This is a genomic window from Micromonospora sp. DT62 (genome assembly GCF_049847285.1).
Taxonomy (GTDB): Bacteria; Actinomycetota; Actinomycetes; order Mycobacteriales; family Micromonosporaceae; genus Micromonospora; species Micromonospora reichwaldensis.
Window position 1 is genome coordinate 1 of record NZ_JBNCOB010000039.1, and the last position, 19,028, is coordinate 19,028.

Consider the following 19,028-nt stretch of genomic DNA (forward strand, 5'->3'; position numbering starts at 1 on the left):
GCAAATCCACCAAACCACCCCACCGCAACGGCACCTCCAAACCCACCACCCGACCCAAACCCCACACCGCAGCACCCACCACGTCGGTCAGGGGCTCCGCGTCGTCCACGGAGACCGCCCCACGGGTGAGCCACCAGAGCTGCCCCTGGACCTCCGTGGTGGCCAGCGCCTGCGCCACCGCCAGCGCCTCGACCACGCCCGCTCCGGCCAGCGACAGCAGCGAGACCAGCCCGGCGACCGGCTTCCCGGCCTCCACCGCTCCGGCCAGTCGGCGCGCGACCTCGTCCCGGTCCAGCGCGTCCAGCACCACCGGCACCACCTCGGCGCCCCGCTCCGCCAGCCCGGCCAGCAGCGGGTGGTCCTCCTGGCCGGGAACCATCAGCACCAGCCAGGAGCCGGTCAGGTTCTCGTTCCCGGTCACGTCCTGGCGTCGCCACACCACGCGGTAGCGCCAGGAATCCACCGTCGACCGCTGCTGTGCGGCCCGCCGCCACTGCGCGAGCTTCGGCAGGACCGCGCTCAACGGTTCGTCCGCGCCGACGCCCAGCTCGCCGCCGACCAGGTCGGGGTCGCCGGACTCCACGGCCGCCCAGAACCGCCCGTCGAGAGCCTCGCCGTGCGCGTCCCGGCGGGCTGCGGGCGCCGCCTCGGGCCAGTACCAGGTGTGGTCGAAGGCGTACGTGGGCAGGTCGACCACGCCCGGCCGGGCACCGGTCTGACCGTGGTAGGCAGCCCAGTCGACCGGCACACCCGCCACCCACAACTGCCCCAACGCCGCCGTCACCGCGGCGACCTCCGACTGGTCCCGCCGCGACGCCGGAACCCGCCGCACCGCCACATCCGCGACGACCTCCGCCACCATCGCCGTCAACGTCGCATCCGGACCCACCTCCAGGAAGGTGTCCACACCCTGCGCCCGCAACGCCGCCACACCATCGGCGAACCGCACCGGCTGCCGCACGTGCCGCACCCAGTACTCCGGGTCCACCAGCTCCAACGGGTCCGCCACGGCACCCGTCACGTTCGACACCACCGCGACGCGCGGCACCCGCCAGTCGAGCCCCGCCACCACCGACCGGAACTCGTCGAGCATCGGCTCCATCAACCGCGAGTGGAACGCGTGGCTGACCGACAGCTCCTTGACCCGCCAGCCCCGCTCACGGCAGGCCCCCACCACCGTGGCCACCTCGCCGGCGGCACCCGACACGACCACCGATGCCGGACCGTTGACCGCCGCGACGTCCACCGCCGCACCGCTCACGCCGATCAGTTCGGCGACAGCCTCCTCCGACGCACCGACCGCCGCCATCACACCGCCGGCCGGCAACGCCTGCATCAACCGGCCCCGCGCCGCCACCAACGTGCACGCGTCCGCCAGGGACAACATCCCCGACACGTACGCCGCCGTCACCTCACCGATCGAGTGACCCGCCAGGAAATCGGCCCGCACACCCCACGACGCGAGCAGCTCCCACAACGCCGCCTCCACCGCGAACAACCCCGCCTGCGCGAAGACGGTCTGAGCCAACAGAGCAGCCGTCTCCGAACCGGGCTCGGCGAACACCACCTCGCGCAGCGCACGCGGCAGCAAGCCGTCGAACCGGGCGCACACCTCGTCGAACGACGCCGCGAAGACCGGGAACGCGTCGTACAGCTCCCGGCCCATGCCCACGCGCTGCGAACCCTGGCCCGTGAAGAGCACCGCCCGACGACCCGCCGACACCACACCCGAGACGCGGCCCTCGGCCACCGTCGCGAGGCCCGCCGCCAGCTCGTCCACGTCCGAACCCCACACCACCGCCCGGTGCTCCAGCGCCGCCCGGGTCGTCGCCAACGACCACGACACATCCACCGCAAGACCGGACCGGGACCGCACGAACGACGCCAACCGCGCCGCCTGACCCGCCAGACCCCGCTCGGAGCGCCCCGACACCACCCACGGCACCGGCAAGCCCACGGACGCGCCCCCGGCGGGCGCCGGAACCGGCACCCCGTCCGCCGATCCGCCCCGGTCGGTCTCGCCGCGCAGCTGCGCACCCGAGGGGTGGACGGACTCCGCCGCCGTCACCGGCTCCGCAGCCGACGCGGCCGCAGCCCCCAGCACCGGCTGCGGCGCGGGCTCCGCCGCCAACTCCGGCTGCTCGATGATCACGTGCGCGTTCGTGCCGGAGATGCCGAACGACGACACACCCGCCCGCCGGGGACGGCCCGCGCCCGGCCATTCACGCGACTCCGTCACCAGCTCCACGGCACCGGACGTCCAGTCCACGTGCGACGACGGCGCGTCCACGTGCAGAGTCGCCGGCACCACACCCGCCCGCATCGCCAAGATCATCTTGATGATCCCCGCCACCCCGGCAGCCGCCTGCGTGTGACCGATGTTCGACTTCACCGACCCCAACAACAACGGCACATCCCGACCCTGCCCGTACGTCGCCAGCAGAGCCTGCGCCTCGATCGGATCGCCCAACGTCGTGCCCGTGCCGTGCGCCTCCACCACATCCACGTCAGCCGTCGACAGACCCGCACTCGCGAGGGCCTGCCGGATCACCCGCTGCTGCGACGGACCGTTCGGCGCCGTCAACCCGTTCGACGCACCGTCCTGGTTCACCGCCGAACCGCGTACCACCGCCAGTACCCGACGCCCGTCGCGTTGCGCGTCCGACAGCCGCTGCACCACGAGCACGCCGACGCCCTCGCCCCACGCGGTGCCGTCCGCCGACTCGGCGAAGGCCTTGCAGCGGCCGTCCGCCGACAGCCCGCCCTGGCGGGAGAACTCGATGAAGGCACCCGGGGTGGCCATCACGGTGACGCCGCCGGCCAGGGCCAGGTCGCACTCGCCCGACCGCAGCGCCTGCGCCGCCAGGTGCAACGCCACCAGCGACGACGAACACGCCGTGTCCACCGTCACCGCCGGGCCCTCGAAACCGAACGAGTACGCCACCCGGCCCGACAACACGCTCGCGGAGGCGCCGGTCGCGCCGAATCCGGCGAGCGACTCCCCGGCCTGGCGTACGACGGTCTCGTAGTCCTGTCCGTTCGTGCCGGCGAACACCCCGACCCGGTCGCCGCGCAGCGCGAGGGGCTCGATCCGGGCGTCCTCGAACGCCTCCCAGGCGACCTCCAGCAGCAGCCGCTGCTGCGGGTCCATGGCCAGCGCCTCGCGCGGCGAGATGCCGAAGAACTCCGCGTCGAAGCCACCCGCGTCGGCCAGGAAGGCCCCGCGCGAGACGTAGGAGTCGGTTCCGGCCAGGGACTCCAGGTCCCAGTGCCGGTTGGTCGGGAATTCCGACATCGCGTCGGCGCCGGCCGTCAGCAGGTCCCAGAGCCCCTCCGGGGACCCGGCTCCGGCCGGGAAACGGCAGCCCATGCCGACGATGACGATCGGGTCGTCGCCCACGACGGGGCCGGTGGCGGCGGGGACGGGCAGCGCCTGCCCGCCGAGCAGCTCGGCGTGGATGTGGCCGGCCAGGGCCGCCGAGTTCGGGTAGTCGAAGGCGAGCGTGGTCGGCAGCGCGAGGCCGGTCGCCGCGTCGAGCCGGTTGCGCAGCTCGACCGCCGCCAGTGACGTGAAGCCGAGGTCCTGGAAGGCCCGGTCCGGTGCCACCCGCTCGGCGGACTCGTGGCCCAGGACGGCCGCGACCTCGGCACGCACGAGTTCGCCGAGGGCGCGCAGCTGCTCCGCACCGGACATTCCCGCCAGGCGCAGGCGCAGGTCGGCCGCTGGCACGGGGGCGTCGGCTGCCCCTGCCGCGCCGGCCTCGGCCAGCAGGTCGCGGACCAGCGGGTGCGGGCGCCGACCGCCGGCGGCGGCCACCCGGGCCCAGTCGATGTCGGCCACCACGAGGTACGTCTCGTCGCGGTGAAGCGCCCGGGTGAGGGCGCGTACGGCCGTCTCCGGGGCCATCGCGCCGAAGCCGGTGCGGCTCAGCCGCTGCTCGAACTCACCGGCGCTCACCCCGCCGTCGGCCCACAGGCCCCAGGCGAGCGAGGTCGCCGGCAGCCCCTCCGCGCGACGCCGCTGCGCCAGGGCGTCGAGGAAGGCGTTGCCCGGCGCGTAGGTGGTCTGCCCGGCGGCGCCCATGAGGCCGGCGAGGGAGGAGAAGAGGACGAAGGCGGAGAGGTCGGTGCCCCGGGTCAGCTCGTCCAGGTTGCGCGCGGCGTCGACCTTCGCCCGCAGGGCGGTGGCCAGCTGGTCGACGCTCACGGCGTCGACGACGTTGTCGTCGAGGGCGGCGGCGGTGTGCACGACCGCGCTCAGCGGAAGTTCGGCGGGGATCGAGTCGAGCAGCGCCGCGAGCGCGGCCCGGTCGGCCACGTCGCAGGACGCGAGGGTGACCCGGGTGCCGAGCCCGGCGAGTTCCTCGGCGAGGGCGGTCGCGCCGGGCGCCTCGCCACCCCGCCGGCTGACCAGCAGGAGGTGTTCGGCTCCTTCGGCGGCCAGCGTGCGGGCGACGTGTCCACCGAGCGCCCCGGTGCCGCCGGTGATCAGCACCGTGCCGCGCGGCGTCCAGGACCGGCGCGTACCGGTGTCGCCGTACGTCGCGCGAACGAGCCGGCGGGCGTGGCCGCCGGTGCCGCGCAGGGCGACCTCGTCCTCCTGACCGGTGCCGGCGATCAGCGTCCGGAGCATGCGCACGACGCCCTGGTCGGGCTGCTCGGGGACGTCGACGAGCCCGCCCCACCGGTGCGGGTGCTCGGCGCGCAGCACGCTGCCGAAGCCCCACGCCATGGCCTGCACGGGGTCGACGTGCCGGTCCCGGGACCCGACGGAGACCGCGCCGCGGGTGACGATCCAGAGCCGGGCGGTGATCCCGGCGTCCCCGAGCGCCTGCGCGAGCGCGACCGTGCCGGCGAGGCCCGTCGGCACGGAGGCGGCCCCGGCGTACGGTCGGGTGTCGAGGGCGAGCAGGGAGAGTACGGGCAGCACGTCCCCGTCGCGGCCGGTCGACGCCTCGGCGAGGTCGTGGGCGAGCCGCTTGCGGTCGCATGCGGCGTCGACCTCGACGATCCGCCCGCCGGCGGCGCCGAGGGCGGCGGCCCAGTCCGTCACGGCCGCGTCGGCGTCGGCCGGTACGACGAGCAGGAAGTCGGTCGCCTCGGCGCGGGCGGCGTCGTCCGTGAGCGGCTGCCAGGCCACCCGGTAGCGCCAGGAGTCGAGGGCCGCTTCGGCGTCCCGGCGGCGTCGCCAGGTGGACAGCGCCGGCAGTACGTCCGCGAGCGGGGCGTCGGCGTCGACGGCCAGGCTCTCGGCGAGGGTGGTCAGGTCCTCCGCCTCGATCGCCCGCCAGAAGTCCTCGTCGGCGGCGGTACGCCGGACGGCGGGGAGACGGTAGGACCGCGTCGCGGCATTGATCCAGTAACGTCGATGGTCGAAGGCGTACGTGGGCAGGTCGACCACCTGCGGCCGAGCACCGGTCTGACCGTGGTAGGCAGCCCAGTCGACCGGCACACCCGCCACCCACAACTGCCCCAACGCCGCCGTCACCGCGGCGACCTCCGACTGATCCCGCCGCGACGCCGGAACCCGCCGCACCGCCACATCCGCGACGATCTCCGCAACCATCGCCGTCAACGTCGCATCCGGACCCACCTCCAGGAAGGTGTCCACCCCCTGCGCCCGCAACGCCGCCACACCATCGGCGAACCGCACCGGCTGCCGCACGTGCCGCACCCAGTAACCGGAATCGGTGATCTCCCCGGCGTCCGCCACCGCGCCGGTCACGTTCGACACGATCGGCACCCGCGGCGACCGCCAGTCCAGCCCCGCCACCACCGACGCGAACTCGTCCAGCATCGGCTCCATCAACCGCGAATGGAACGCGTGACTGACCGACAGCTCCTTCGTCCGCCAACCCCGCTCACGGCAGGCCCCCACCACCGACGCCACCTCGCCCGCGGCGCCCGAGACGACCACCGACGCCGGGCCGTTGACCGCCGCGACGTCCACCGCCGCACCCGACGCGCCGATGATCTCCCGCACCGCGGACTCGGGCGCACCTACCGCCGCCATCACACCGCCGGCCGGCAGCGCCTGCATCAACCGGCCCCGCGCCGCCACCAGCGTGCACGCGTCCGGCAGGGACAACATCCCCGACACGTACGCCGCCGTCACCTCACCGATCGAGTGACCCGCCAGGAAATCCGCCCGCACACCCCACGACGAGAGCAGCTCCCACAACGCCACCTCCACCGCGAACAGGCCCGCCTGCGCGAACACCGTCTGGTCCAGCAACGCGGCAGCTTCCGAACCCGCCTCCGCGAACACCACCTCGCGCAGCGCACGCGGCAGGTGCGGATCGATCTCCGCGCACACCGCGTCAAAGGACGCCGCGAAGACGGGGAACGCGTCGTACAGCTCGCGGCCCATGCCGGCGCGCTGCGAACCCTGACCCGTGAACAACACCGCCTGGCGGCCCGCCGACACCACACCTGACGACCGGCCGTCGGCAACCGCCGACAGGCCGATGACCAGCTCGTCCGCGTCCGAGCCCCACACCACCGCGCGATGTTCCAGCGCGGCCCGGGTCGTCGCCAACGACCAGGACACGTCCGCCGGCGACAGGCCACGATCGCGCACGAACGACGCCAACCGCGCCGCCTGACCCGCCAGGCCCCGCTCGGAGCGCCCCGACACCACCCACGGCACCGGCAACCCGACGGCTGCGGCAGACACCGCGGCGGGCTCCGGCTCCGCCTGTTCGATGATCACGTGCGCGTTCGTGCCGGAGATGCCGAACGACGACACGGCCGCCCTGCGCGCGCGGCCCGCACCCGGCCACTCGCGCGCCCGCGTCACCAGCTCCACGGCGCCCGACGACCAGTCCACGTGCGACGAGGGCTCGTCCACGTGCAGCGTCGCCGGCACCGTCCCGTACCGCATGGCCATGATCATCTTGATGACGCCCGCCACCCCGGCGGCGGCCTGCGTGTGGCCGATGTTCGACTTCACCGACCCCAGCAGCAGCGCGTCCCGGTCGTCGCGGTCCTGCCCGTACGTGGCGAGCAGCGCCTGGGCCTCGATGGGGTCGCCCAGCGTCGTGCCCGTGCCGTGCGCCTCCACGACGTCGACGTCGGCGACGCCCAGCCGGGCGTTCGCGAGGGCCTGGCGGATCACCCGCTGCTGCGAGGGGCCGTTGGGCGCCGTCAACCCGTTCGACGCGCCGTCCTGGTTGACGGCCGTGCCGCGCACCACCGCGAGGACCCGGCGCCCGTCGCGCCGCGCGTCCGACAGCCGCTGCACCAGCAGCACGCCGACGCCCTCGGACCAGCCCGTGCCGTCCGCCGCGTCGGAGAACGACTTGCACCGGCCGTCGGGGGCCATGCCCCGCTGCCGGGAGAAGTCGATGAACGTCTCGGGGGTCGCCATCACGGTGACGCCGCCGGCCAGCGCGAGGTCGCACTCGCCGGACCGCAGCGCCTGCACCGCCAGGTGCAACGCCACCAGCGACGACGAACACGCCGTGTCCACCGTCACCGCCGGGCCCTCGAAACCGAACGAGTACGCCACCCGGCCCGACAACACGCTGCTGGCGGTGCCGACGCCGAGGTAGCCGTCGAGGGCCTCCGGAACGTCGGCCAGCCCGGCGGCGTGGTTGTGGTACATCATGCCGGCGAACACGCCGACGGGGCGGCCCCGCAGTGCGAGCGGGTCGATCCGGGCGTCCTCGATGGCCTCCCACGCGGTCTCCAGCAGCAGCCGCTGCTGGGGGTCCATGGCGAGCGCCTCGTGCGGCGAGATCTTGAACAGGGTGGCGTCGAAGTCGCCGGCGTCGGCCAGGAAGCCGCCCTCGCGGGCGTAGCTGCTGCCCCGGCGCGCGCCGGACGGGTCGTACAGGTCGTCGACGTCCCAGCCCCGGTCGGCGGGGAAGCCGGTGATGCCGTCCCCACCGGCCACGAGGAGGTCCCACAACTGCTCGGGGCTGCGTACGCCGCCCGGGTAGCGGCAGCTCATGCCGACGATCGCGATCGGCTCGTCGAGCGCCGCGACGGCGGCGACCGGGACCGGCGGTGCACCGGCGGCGGTCCCGGTCTCGGCGTCCAGGTGCTCGGCCAGGGCGAGCGGGGTCGGGTGGTCGAAGACCAGGGTCGCCGGCAGGCGCAGGCCGGTCACCGCGCCCAGCCGGTTTCGCAGCTCGACGGCGGTCAGCGAGTCGAAGCCCAGCTCGGTGAACGGGCGTCCGGCCTCGACGGCGGCGGCGTCGGCGTACCCCAGCACCGCCGCGACCTGGTCGAGGACGAGCCGCAGCAGGGCCGCGGCGCGCTCCTCGGGGTCGAGCCCGGCCAGCCGTTCGGTCAGGGCGGCGGTCTCCGCCGGGCCCGACCGCGCGGCGCGACGCCGGGGCGCGCGGACCAGGCCGCGCAGGACCGACGGCAGGGTGCCCGCCTCGGCCTGGGCGCGCAGCGCCGGGCCGTCCAGCGCCATCGGCACCGTCGTGGGCAGGCCGGTCAGCAGGGCGGCGTCGAAGAGCGCGAGGCCGTCCGCCTCGGAAAGCGGCCGTACGCCGGCGCGGGCCAGCCGGTCGGTGTCGGCCCGGTCGAGGCCGGCGGTCATGCCGCCGCCCGACTCGACCCACGGCCCCCAGGCCAGGGAGTGTGCGGGGAGGCCCGCGGCCCGCCGCCGGTGCGCGAGCGCGTCCAGGAAGGCGTTGGCCGCCGCGTAGTTGGCCTGGCCGGGGCTGCCGGTCACGCCCGCCGCCGACGAGTAGGTGACGAAGAGCGCGAGGCCGTGGCCGGCGGTCAGCTCGTGCAGGTGCGCGGCGGCGTCCACCTTCGGCCGGAGCACCTCGTCGAGGGACTCGGCGGTGAGCGAGGTCAGGGTGCGGTCGGCCAGCACGCCGGCGGTGTGCACCACGCCGGTCAGCGGGTGCGCCGGGTCGATCCGGTCGAGCAGCGCGGCGAGGGCGTCGGGGTCGGCGGCGTCGCACGCCTCGACGGTCGCGGTGGCGCCCAGGTCGGCGAGGTCGGCGAGCAGGTCGGCGGCGCCGGCCGCGGCGGGCCCGCGCCTGTTGGTAAGCACCAGGTGGCGGACCCCGTGCCGGGCGACAAGGTGGCGGGCGACGAGCGCGCCCAGGGCACCGGTGCCGCCGGTGACCAGCACCGTGCCGTCCGGGTCCAGCGCCGGCGCCGGCGCGTCGGGTTCCGGGGCGGCGACGAGCCGGGACACCCGGACCACGCCGTCGCGCACCGCCGCCTGCGGCTCGTCGGCCGACAACAGGCCGGCGAGGGCCGACGCGGAGCTCTCCTCATCGTCGAGGTCGACGACCAGGAACCGGCCGGGGTGCTCGGCCTGGGCGGACCGGAGCAGGCCCCACACGGCGGCGCCGGCCAGGTCGGCGACGTCGGCGTCGTCGTCCACGGCGACGGCGCCGCTGGTGAGGACGACCAGCCGGGAGCCGCCGGTGTGGCGCTCGGCGGCGAGCCAGCCCTGGAGTACGGCGAGGACCTCGGCGAGCAGGTCGTGGACCGGACCGGGGCCGGTCGCGGCGGCGCCGGCCACCGGGTACAGCACGACGTCGGGCACCCCCGCGTCGCAGAGCGCGTCGAGGTCGGCGTGCCGGTCGGCGGTCACGCCGGCCGGCAGCGGCGCGGGGCGGTCGCCGAGCACCGCCCAGGTCGTGCCGTCGGGCGCGGCCACGCCGCCGGCGTGCCGGGGCCAGTCGAGGCGGAACAGCGAGCGACGCCACGGGGACCCGCCGGAGGTGAGTTCCCCGGCCGGCAGGGGCCGCAGCACCAGGGAGCCGACCCGGGCGACGGGTTCGCCGGCGGCGTCCGCGACCAGCATGGCCACCGTGTCCGCGCCGGTGGGGGTCAGCCGCACCCGCAGCGTGTCCGCGCCGTGGGCGGAGAGCGTCACGTCCGACCAGGAGAACGGCAGCCGGGCCTCGCCGGGGTCGACGATGCCGAGTCCGACCGCCTGCACGGCGGCGTCGAGCAGGGCCGGGTGCAGCCCGTACGCGTCGGCCTCGTCGGCCGCCGGCTCGGGCAGCGCCACCTCGGCGAACACGTCGGCGCCGACCCGCCAGGCGGCGCGCAGCCCCTGGAAGGCAGGGCCGTACGCGAACCCGGCCCGCGCCGCCCGCCCGGTCAGCTCCGACACGTCCAGGGCGGTGGCGCCGGTCGGCGGCCAGTCCGCCAGCGTGGCGCCGCCGTCCCCGGGCGCCGGGGCGAGCAGGCCGGTGGCGTGCCGGACCCACAGGTCGTCGGTGCCGGAGCGGCGGGCGTGGACCGTCAACTGCCACGCCTCGCCGCCGGCACGCTCGGCGGCGACCTGCACGTCGACGCCGCCGGTCTCCGGCAGCACCAGCGGCGCCTGGAGGGTCAGCTCGGCGAGCCGGTCGGCGCCGACCTCCGCGCCGGCGCGCAGCGCCAGTTCGACGAATCCGGTTCCGGGGAAGAGCACCACGTCGCGTACGGCGTGCTCGGCCAGCCAGGGCTGGCTCTCCACCGACAGCCGGCCGGTGAGCGTCACCTCGTCACCGTCGGCCGAGCGGAACACCGCGCCGAGCAGCGGGTGGCCGGTCGGGGTCAGTCCGGCGGCGGTCACGTCGGCGGGCTGCGGCAGGGGCAGCAGCCAGTAGCGCTCGCGCTGGAACGCGTACGTCGGCAGGTCGACCGGCGCGGGCGGGCCGTCGAACAGGGCCGCCCAGTCCACCGGCACGCCCCGGGCCCACACGGTGGCCGCGGCGGCCAGCGCGGTCGCCGCCTCGTCGTGGTCGGCGCGCAGCATCGGGGCGCACACCGCCTGGTCCGCGCCGACGATCTCCTGGGTCAGCGCGGAGAGCACCCCGCCCGGCCCCACCTCGACGTACGCGCCCACGCCCAGCTCACGCAGGGTCGCCACGGCCGCCTCGAAGCGGACGGTGTCGCGGACGTTGCGCAGCCAGTACGCCGGGGAGCGCACCTCGTCGGGGTCGAGCAGCGCGCCCGTCACGGTGGAGACCACGGGGATCCGGGGCGCGGCGAAGGTCAACTGCCCGAGCACGTCGCCGAACGCGTCGAGCATCGGGTCCATCCGGGCGGAGTGGAACGCGTGGCTGACCCGCAGCCGCTTCGTGCTGCGGCCGAGGGCCGCGAAGTGTGCGGCGACCGCCAGCACGGCGTCCTCGTCGCCGGAGACGACGACGGACTCCGGGCCGTTGACGGCGGCCAGCCCGGCGCCGGCCGCCTCGCCGGCGGTGTCCAGGTGCGCGCGCACCTCCGCCTCGGTGGCGCGGATCGACACCATCGCCCCGCCGGTGGGCAGGGCCTGCATCAGGGTGCCCCGGGCGGCGACCAGGCGGGCGGCGTCGGGCAGCGACAGCACGCCGGCGACGTGCGCGGCGGCCACCTCGCCGACCGAGTGGCCGGCCACGAAGTCCGGCACGACGCCCCAGGACTCGACGAGCCGGTAGGCCGCCACCTCGACGGCGAACAGCGCCGCCTGGGCGTAGCCGGTGCGGTCGAGCACCTCGGCGGGACCGTCGAGCACGGCGCGTACGGGCCGGTCGAGGTGCTTGTCCAGCTCGGCGCAGGCGGCGTCGAAGGCCGCGGCGAAGACCGGGAACGCCGCGTACAACTGGCGGCCCATGCCGACGCGCTGGGCGCCCTGCCCGGTGCAGAGCACGGCGACGCGGGTGGGGCTGGCGACCCCGCGCCGCACGGACGCCGCCGGGACGCCGTCGGCGAGCGCGCCGAGCCCGGCGACCAGTTCGTCCCGGTCGGCCCCGAGCACCACCGCCCGGTGTTCGAGGACGGACCGGCCGGTGGCCAGGGCCCGGCCCACGGCGGCCGGCGCGGCGTCGGGGTGCTCGGCGAGCCAGGAGCGCAGCCGGTCGGCCTGGGCGCCGAGCGCGGCGGCGCTGCGCGCGGAGACGACCCACGGCAGCGGGTCGGGCCCGGCGACGGCGTCGGTGCCGGCGGCCGGCTGCGGCGCGGGCGGGGCGGCCTCGACGATGACGTGGGCGTTGGTGCCGCTGACGCCGAAGGAGGAGACGCCGGCCCGCAGGGTCCGGGTGCCGCGCGGCCACGGGCGCGGCTCGCGGAGCAGGCTCACCGCGCCGGCCGACCAGTCGACGTGCGGGGACGGCTCGTCGACGTGCAGGGTCCGCGGCAGGACGCCGTGGCGCATCGCCATGACCATCTTGATCACGCCGGCGACGCCGGCCGCGGCCTGGGTGTGCCCGAGGTTGGACTTGATCGAGCCGAGCCAGAGGGGCTGGTCCTCGGCCCGGTCCCGGCCGTACGTGGCGAGCAGCGCCTGCGCCTCGATGGGGTCGCCGAGGCGGGTGCCGGTGCCGTGGGCCTCCACCGCGTCCACGTCGGCCGGGGAGAGTCGGGCGTTCGCGAGGGCCTGGCGGATCACCCGCTGCTGCGACGGGCCGTGCGGCGCGGTGAGGCCGTTGGAGGCGCCGTCCTGGTTGACGGCGGTGCCACGTACGACGGCGAGCACCGGATGGCCGTTGCGCTGGGCGTCGGAGAGCCGTTCCAGCAGCAGCAGGCCGGCGCCCTCGCTCCAGCCGGTGCCGTCGGCGGCGGCGGCGAAGGACTTGCAGCGCCCGTCCGGGGACAGGCCGCGCTGGCGGCTGAAGCCGACGAACGTGTCGGGGCTGGACATGACGGTGACGCCGCCGGCCAGCGCGAGCGTGCACTCGCCGGAGCGTAGGGCCTGCACGGCGAGGTGCATCGCCACCAGCGAGGACGAGCAGGCGGTGTCGACGGTCACCGCCGGGCCCTCGAACCCGAAGGTGTACGCGATCCGGCCGGAGACGACGCTGCCGTGGTTGCCGGTGCCGACGAACGCCTCGACCTCCTCCGGCACGCCGTTGAGGCGGGAGACGTAGTCGTGGTACATGACGCCGGTGAAGACGCCGGTGCGGCTGCCCTTGAGCGAGTCGGCGGCGATGCCGGCCCGCTCGACCGCCTCCCAGGCGACCTCGAGCAGCAGCCGCTGCTGCGGGTCCATCGCCAGCGCCTCGCGCGGCGAGATGCCGAAGAACCCGCCGTCGAACTCGCCGGCGTCGTGCAGGAAGCCACCCTCGCGGGTGTACGACTTGCCGTGCGCGTCCGGGTCCGGGTCGTAGAGGTTCTCCACGTCCCAGCCCCGGTCCGCCGGGAACGGCGTGACGGCGTCGACGCCGGACTCGACCAGCCGCCACAGGGCCTCGGGGGTCCGCACCCCGCCCGGGTAGCGGCAGCCCATCCCCACGATCGCGATCGGCTCGTGGTTCTGCTCGTCGACGGCTCTCAGGCGTTCGCTGGTCTCGTGCAGGTCAGCGGTGACGCGCTTGAGGTACTCGCGGAGCTTGGCTTCGTTCGCCATCGGGTTGATCACCTGTCGCTAAGGGGCAAGCGGCGGACTCGTGGTCAGGATCGGCCGAACTTCTGGTCGATGAAGTCGAACAGCTCGTCGTCCGAGGCCTCGTCGAGGGCCTGGCTGACGTCGGCCGGCCGATCGGTGGCGTCGCTCCACCTGGTGACCAGCGCCCGGAGGCGGACCGCCACGGCGGTCCGCGTCTCGTCGTCACCGGCCAGTCGTTCCAGCTCCTCCGGCCCGGTCGCGGCGAACGCGGCCTCCAGCCGGTCCAGCTCGGCCAGCAGGCCCGCCTCGGGCGCCGGCGGGGCGGCGTCGACCAGCAGGAAGTCGGCGAGGGCGGCGGGCGTGGGGCAGTCGAAGATCAGGCTCGCGGGCAGCCGGATCCCGGTGAGGGCGGTCAGCCGGTTGCGCAGCTCCACCGCCGTCAGCGAGTCGAAGCCGAGGCCGGTGAACGTCTGCCCGGAGGGCACGACGGTGGCCGGCGGGTAGCCGAGCACCTCGATGACCTGCGCCTTGACCAGGTCCTCCACCAGCCGGCCGCGCTCCGCCTCGGGCGTGCCGGCCAGGCGCTGCGCGAAGGACGGCCCGCCGTCGCCGCCGCCGGCGACGACGCGCCGCCGGGCCCGGACCAGGCCGCGCAGCGGCGCCGGGAGCTGGCCGGCGTCGGCCTGGCGGCGCAGCGCGGCGGGGTCGAGCAGCGCCGGCACCAGGTGGGGGCGGCCGCCGCGCAGGCTGGCGTCGAAGAGGCGCAGCGCCAGGTCGGTGTCGAGCGGGCTGAGGCCATTGCGGCTCATCCGCTGCCGCTGGGCGGCGTCGAGGGCGCCGGTCATCCCGCTGTCGGCGGCCCAGAGGCCCCAGGCCAGGGAGGTGGCGGCGAGGCCCGCGGCGCGCCGGTGCTGGGCGAGGCCGTCCAGGAACGCGTTCGCGGCGGCGTAGTTGCCCTGCCCGGGGCCGCCGAGGACGCCGGCGACCGACGAGAAGAGGACGAACATCGCCAGGTTCCGCTCCCGGGTCAGCTCGTGCAGGTGCCAGGCGGCGTCGGCCTTGGCGGAGAGCACGGCGGACATCCGCCCGGGGGTCAGCGCCGAGATCACCGCGTCGTCGAGGACGCCGGCGGCGTGGACCACGCCGGTGAGCGGGTGCTCGGCGGGGACGCCGGCCAGCAGGGCGGCGAGGGAGTCCCGGTCCGCCACGTCGCCGGCCGCCAACCGGACCTGCGCGCCGAGCGCGGTCAGCTCGGTCAGCAGCTCCGACGCGCCGGGGGCGTCCGATCCGCGCCGGCTCACGAGCAGCAGCCGGCGCACCTTGTGCGTGCTGACCAGGTGCCGGGCCAGCAGGCCGCCGAGGGCGCCGGTGGCCCCGGTGACCAGGACCGTCCCGTCGGGGTCGAGGTCGGCGCCCAGCGCCGGGTCGAGGACGGCGGGCGTGAGCCGGGGTGCCAGCACCCGCTCGTCCCGGACCGCCAGCTGGGGTTCGCCGGTGGCGACCGCGCGGGCCACCAGGTCCACCGTGCCGGGCTCCGCTCGCCGCGCCTCGTCGAGGTCCACCAGCACGAAGCGGCCGGGGTGTTCCGCCTGGGCCGAGCGCAGCAGGCCCCAGACCGCCGCGCCGGGCAGGTCGGTCGTGCGGCCGCTGTCGCCGGCGGGGACGGCCCCCCGGGTCAGCACGACCAGTTGCCGCTCCGCCAGCCGGTCGTCGGCGAGCCAGCCCTGCACGGCGGTCAGCACGGCGGCGAGCCGGGTCCGGGTGGCGGCGGGAACCGGGGCGCGCTCGTCGTCGGCGTACGCGGCGAGCAGCACCAGCTCCGTGTCGAGCAGGCCGACGTCGACCGCGTCGGCCAGCTCGGCGAGCCCGTACCGGGCGAGTGCCGCCAGGTCGGACGGGGCGTCGCCGAGGAGCACCGCGCCAGCGGTCGCCGGGGAGCCCGCCGGGACGCTCTGCCAGGCGACGTCGTACAGCGAGTCGACGCCCGCGTCGGCGCCGCGTACCTGCTCGGCGGTCACGGGCCGGGAGACCAGGGAGCCGATCCGGGCGACGGGGGCGCCGGCCGGGTCGGCCAGGGTCAGGGTGACCCCGCCGCCGCTGCGCCGGGCGCGTACCCGCAGCGTGGTCGCGCCGACCGCCGAGAGGGTGACGCCGGTCCAGGCGAAGGGCAGGCGTACGCCCGATGCCTCCTGGTCGGCGTCGAGCAGGCCGACGACGTGCAGGGCCGCGTCCAGCAGGGCGGGGTGGATGCCGAAGCCGGTGACCTCGGTGCCGTCGGGCACCGCCACCTCGGCGCACACCTCGTCGTCGGTACGCCAGACGGCGCGCAGGCCACGGAAGAGCGGGCCGTACTCGACGCCCAGGCGGGACAGCTCGGTGTAGACCTCGTCGACCGCGACGACGGTGCCGGACGTGGGCGGCCAGGGCGCCGGCTCGGCCCCGTCGGGCTGCGGTGCGGCGGGTGCGAGGACGCCTGCCGCGTGCCGGTCCCACTCCCCGTCCGGGTCGGCGGCGGCCCGCGAGTGGATGGTGACCGGCCGGCGTCCCTCCTCGTCCGCCGTGCCCAGCTTCACCTGCACCGACCGGGCGTCCTGCCCGGTGAGCGCCAGCGGCGCCTCCAGGGTCAGCTCGTCGAGGGTGTCGCAGCCGACCTGCGCGCCCGCGTGCAGGACCATCTCGACCAGGGCGGCGCCGGGCACCACGACCGAGTCCCAGACGACGTGCTCGGCGAGCCACGGGTGGGTACGTGCGGAGAGTTCGGTGCCGAAGAGCCGTACGTCGTCGTCGGCCACGCGTACGGCGGCGCCGAGCAGCGCGTGGTCGACGGGGCGGACGCCGAGCCCGGGCGCGCCCGCGCCGGCGCCGGTGGTGTTCAGCCAGTAGCGCTGGTGGTCGAAGGCGTACGTGGGCAGGGCGACGGTGCGGGGCCGGGCCCCGGCAGCGGTGAGGTATCCGGTCCAGTCGACGTGGCCGCCGGTGACGTACCGCTCGGCGAGGGCGGTGCGCAGCGTGTCGGGCTCGGGGTGGCCGGCTCGCAGCGTGGCGGTGAACCGGACGTCGCCGGTCGCCTCGACGCAGTCCTGCGCCATCGCGGTGAGCACGGCGTCGGGGCCGACCTCCAGGAAGTGCGTCACGTCCTGCTCGTGCAGGGTCCGTACGGCGGCGGCGAAGCGCACGGGCTGCCGCACGTGCCGCACCCAGTAGCCGGGGTCGGTGATCTCAGCGGCGTCCGCGACCGCGCCGGTCACGTTCGACACGATCGGCACCCGCGGTGGCTGCCAGTCCAGCCCCGCCACCACCGACGCGAACTCGTCGAGCATCGGCTCCATCAACCGCGAATGGAACGCGTGACTGACCGCAAGGTCCTTCGTCCGCCAACCCCGCTCACGGCAGGTCGCCACCACCGTGGCCACCTCGTCGGCGGCACCCGACACGACCACCGAAGCCGGACCGTTCACCGCCGCGACGTCCACCGCCGCACCGCTCACGCCGATCAGCTCGGCGACAGCCTCCTCCGACGCACCGATCGCCGCCATCACGCCGCCGGCCGGCAACGCCTGCATCAACCGGCCCCGCGCCGCCACCAGCGTGCACGCGTCCGCCAGGGACAACATCCCCGACACGTACGCCGCCGTCACCTCACCGATCGAGTGACCCGCCAGGTAGTCGGCCCGCACACCCCACGACGCGAGCAGATCCCACAACGCCACCTCGACCGCGAACAGGCCCGCCTGCGCGAAGACGGTCTGGTCCAGCAACGCAGCAGCTTCCGAACCGGGCTCGGCGAAGACGACCTCGCGCAGCGCACGCGGCAGGTGCGGATCGATCTCCGCGCACACCGCGTCGAAGGACGCCGCGAAGACGGGGAACGCCGCGTACAGCTCGCGGCCCATGCCCACGCGCTGCGAACCCTGACCCGTGAAGAGCACCGCCCGCCGACCCGCCGACACCACACCCGACACCGCCGGCCCGCCCTCGGCAACAGCCGACAGACCGGCGACCAACTCGTCCACGTCCGAGCCCCACACCACCGCCCGATGCTCCAACGCCGCCCGGGTCGTCGCCAACGACCACGACACATCCGCCACCGCAAGACCGGACCGGGACCGCACGAACGACGCCAACCGCGCCGCCTGACCCGCCAGACCCCGCTCGGAGCGCCCCGACACCACCCACGGCACCGGCAACCCCGGGGGGCCCGCCGCCGGTTCCGCCTCGATCTCGGGATCGGTCTCGGGCTCCGGCTGCTCCAGGATCACGTGCGCGTTGGTGCCGGAGATGCCGAACGACGACACACCCGCCCGCCGGGGACGGCCCGCGCCCGGCCATTCGCGCGACTCCGTCACCAACTCCACCGCACCGGAGGCCCAGTCCACGTGCGACGACGGCGCGTCCACGTGCAGAGTCGCCGGCACCGTCCCGTGCCGCATCGCCAAGATCATCTTGATGATCCCCGCCACCCCGGCAGCCGCCTGCGTGTGACCGATGTTCGACTTCACCGACCCCAGCAACAACGGCGCATCCCGACCCTGCCCGTACGTCGCCAACAACGCCTGAGCCTCGATCGGGTCGCCCAACGTCGTGCCGGTGCCGTGCGCCTCGACCACGTCCACGTCGGTCGTGGACAGACCCGCAGACGCCAACGCCTGCCGGATCACCCGCTGCTGGGAGGGGCCGTTCGGCGCCGTCAACCCGTTCGACGCACCGTCCTGGTTCACCGCCGTGCCCCGTACCACCGCCAGGATCTGGCGGCCGTCGCGTTGCGCGTCCGCCAGGCGCTGCACCAGCAGCATCCCGACGCCCTCGGCGAGCGCCGTGCCGTCCGCCGCGTCGGCGAACGCCCGGCACCGGGCCACCGGGGAGAGGTTGCCCTGCCGGGTGAAGTCGACGAACACCGCCGGGGTGGGCATCACCGTCACGCCGCCGGCCAGGGCGAGGTCGCACTCGCCCGACCGAAGCGCCTGCACGGCCAGGTGCAACGCCACCAGAGACGACGAACACGCCGTGTCCACCGTCACCGCCGGGCCCTCGAAACCGAACGAGTACGCCACCCGGCCCGAGGCGATGCTGCCCGCGTTGCCGAGACCCAGGTAGTCCTCGACGCCCGCCGGCGGGGTCTCCGGCGGGTGGGCGTACCCGCTGTGGGTCATGCCGGCGAAGACCCCGACCCGGGCGCCCCTCAGGCTGGTGGGGTCGATGCCCGCCGACTCGACGGCCTCCCACGAGGTCTCCAGCAGCAGCCGCTGCTGCGGGTCCATGGCGAGCGCCTCGCGCGGCGAGACCCCGAACAGCCGGGGGTCGAAGTCGGCGGCGTCGGGCACGAAGCCGCCCTCGCGGACGGAGGAGGTGCCCGGCCGGGACCGCTCGGGGTCGTAGAGCGTGTCCAGGTCCCAGCCACGGTCGCTGGGGAAGGAGGCGATGGCGTCGCCGCCGGCCGCGACGAGGTCCCACAGCTCCTCGGCCGTGCGTACGCCGCCCGGGAACCGGCAGCCGGTGCCGACGATCGCGATGGGCTGCTGCGCATCGGCCTCGACGTCACGGAGCCGTTGCCGGGTCCGCCGCAGGTCGGCGGTGACTCTCTTCAGGTACTCCCGGAGCTTGTCTTCGGTGTCCATCAACCCAGCCCATCGCGATTCACGGCGGAGACTCGACGTAAGCGACGGTACGAATGCGCAGAAGTCTCAGGCGACACCTGTATCTGTCGTTCGGCTCGCTCGGCCGAGAGCCACGCAGATCCCCATCTGCGGGG

At 75.5% G+C, this 19,028-nt stretch carries 2 protein-coding genes; both read right to left on the bottom strand.

The window, feature by feature from the left end; translation table 11 throughout:
• Nucleotides 1–13,300, bottom strand: a 13,300-nt coding sequence (locus tag ACPXCB_RS30340; protein WP_425879442.1) for a type I polyketide synthase, incomplete at its 3' end; no start/stop codon positions are given.
• Between the two features lie 44 nt (nucleotides 13,301–13,344).
• A complete protein-coding gene (locus ACPXCB_RS30345; RefSeq protein ID WP_425879443.1) occupies nucleotides 13,345–18,897 on the bottom strand; it encodes a type I polyketide synthase in 5,553 nt (1,850 codons plus the stop codon).
• Between the last annotated feature and the right edge of the window lie 131 nt (nucleotides 18,898–19,028).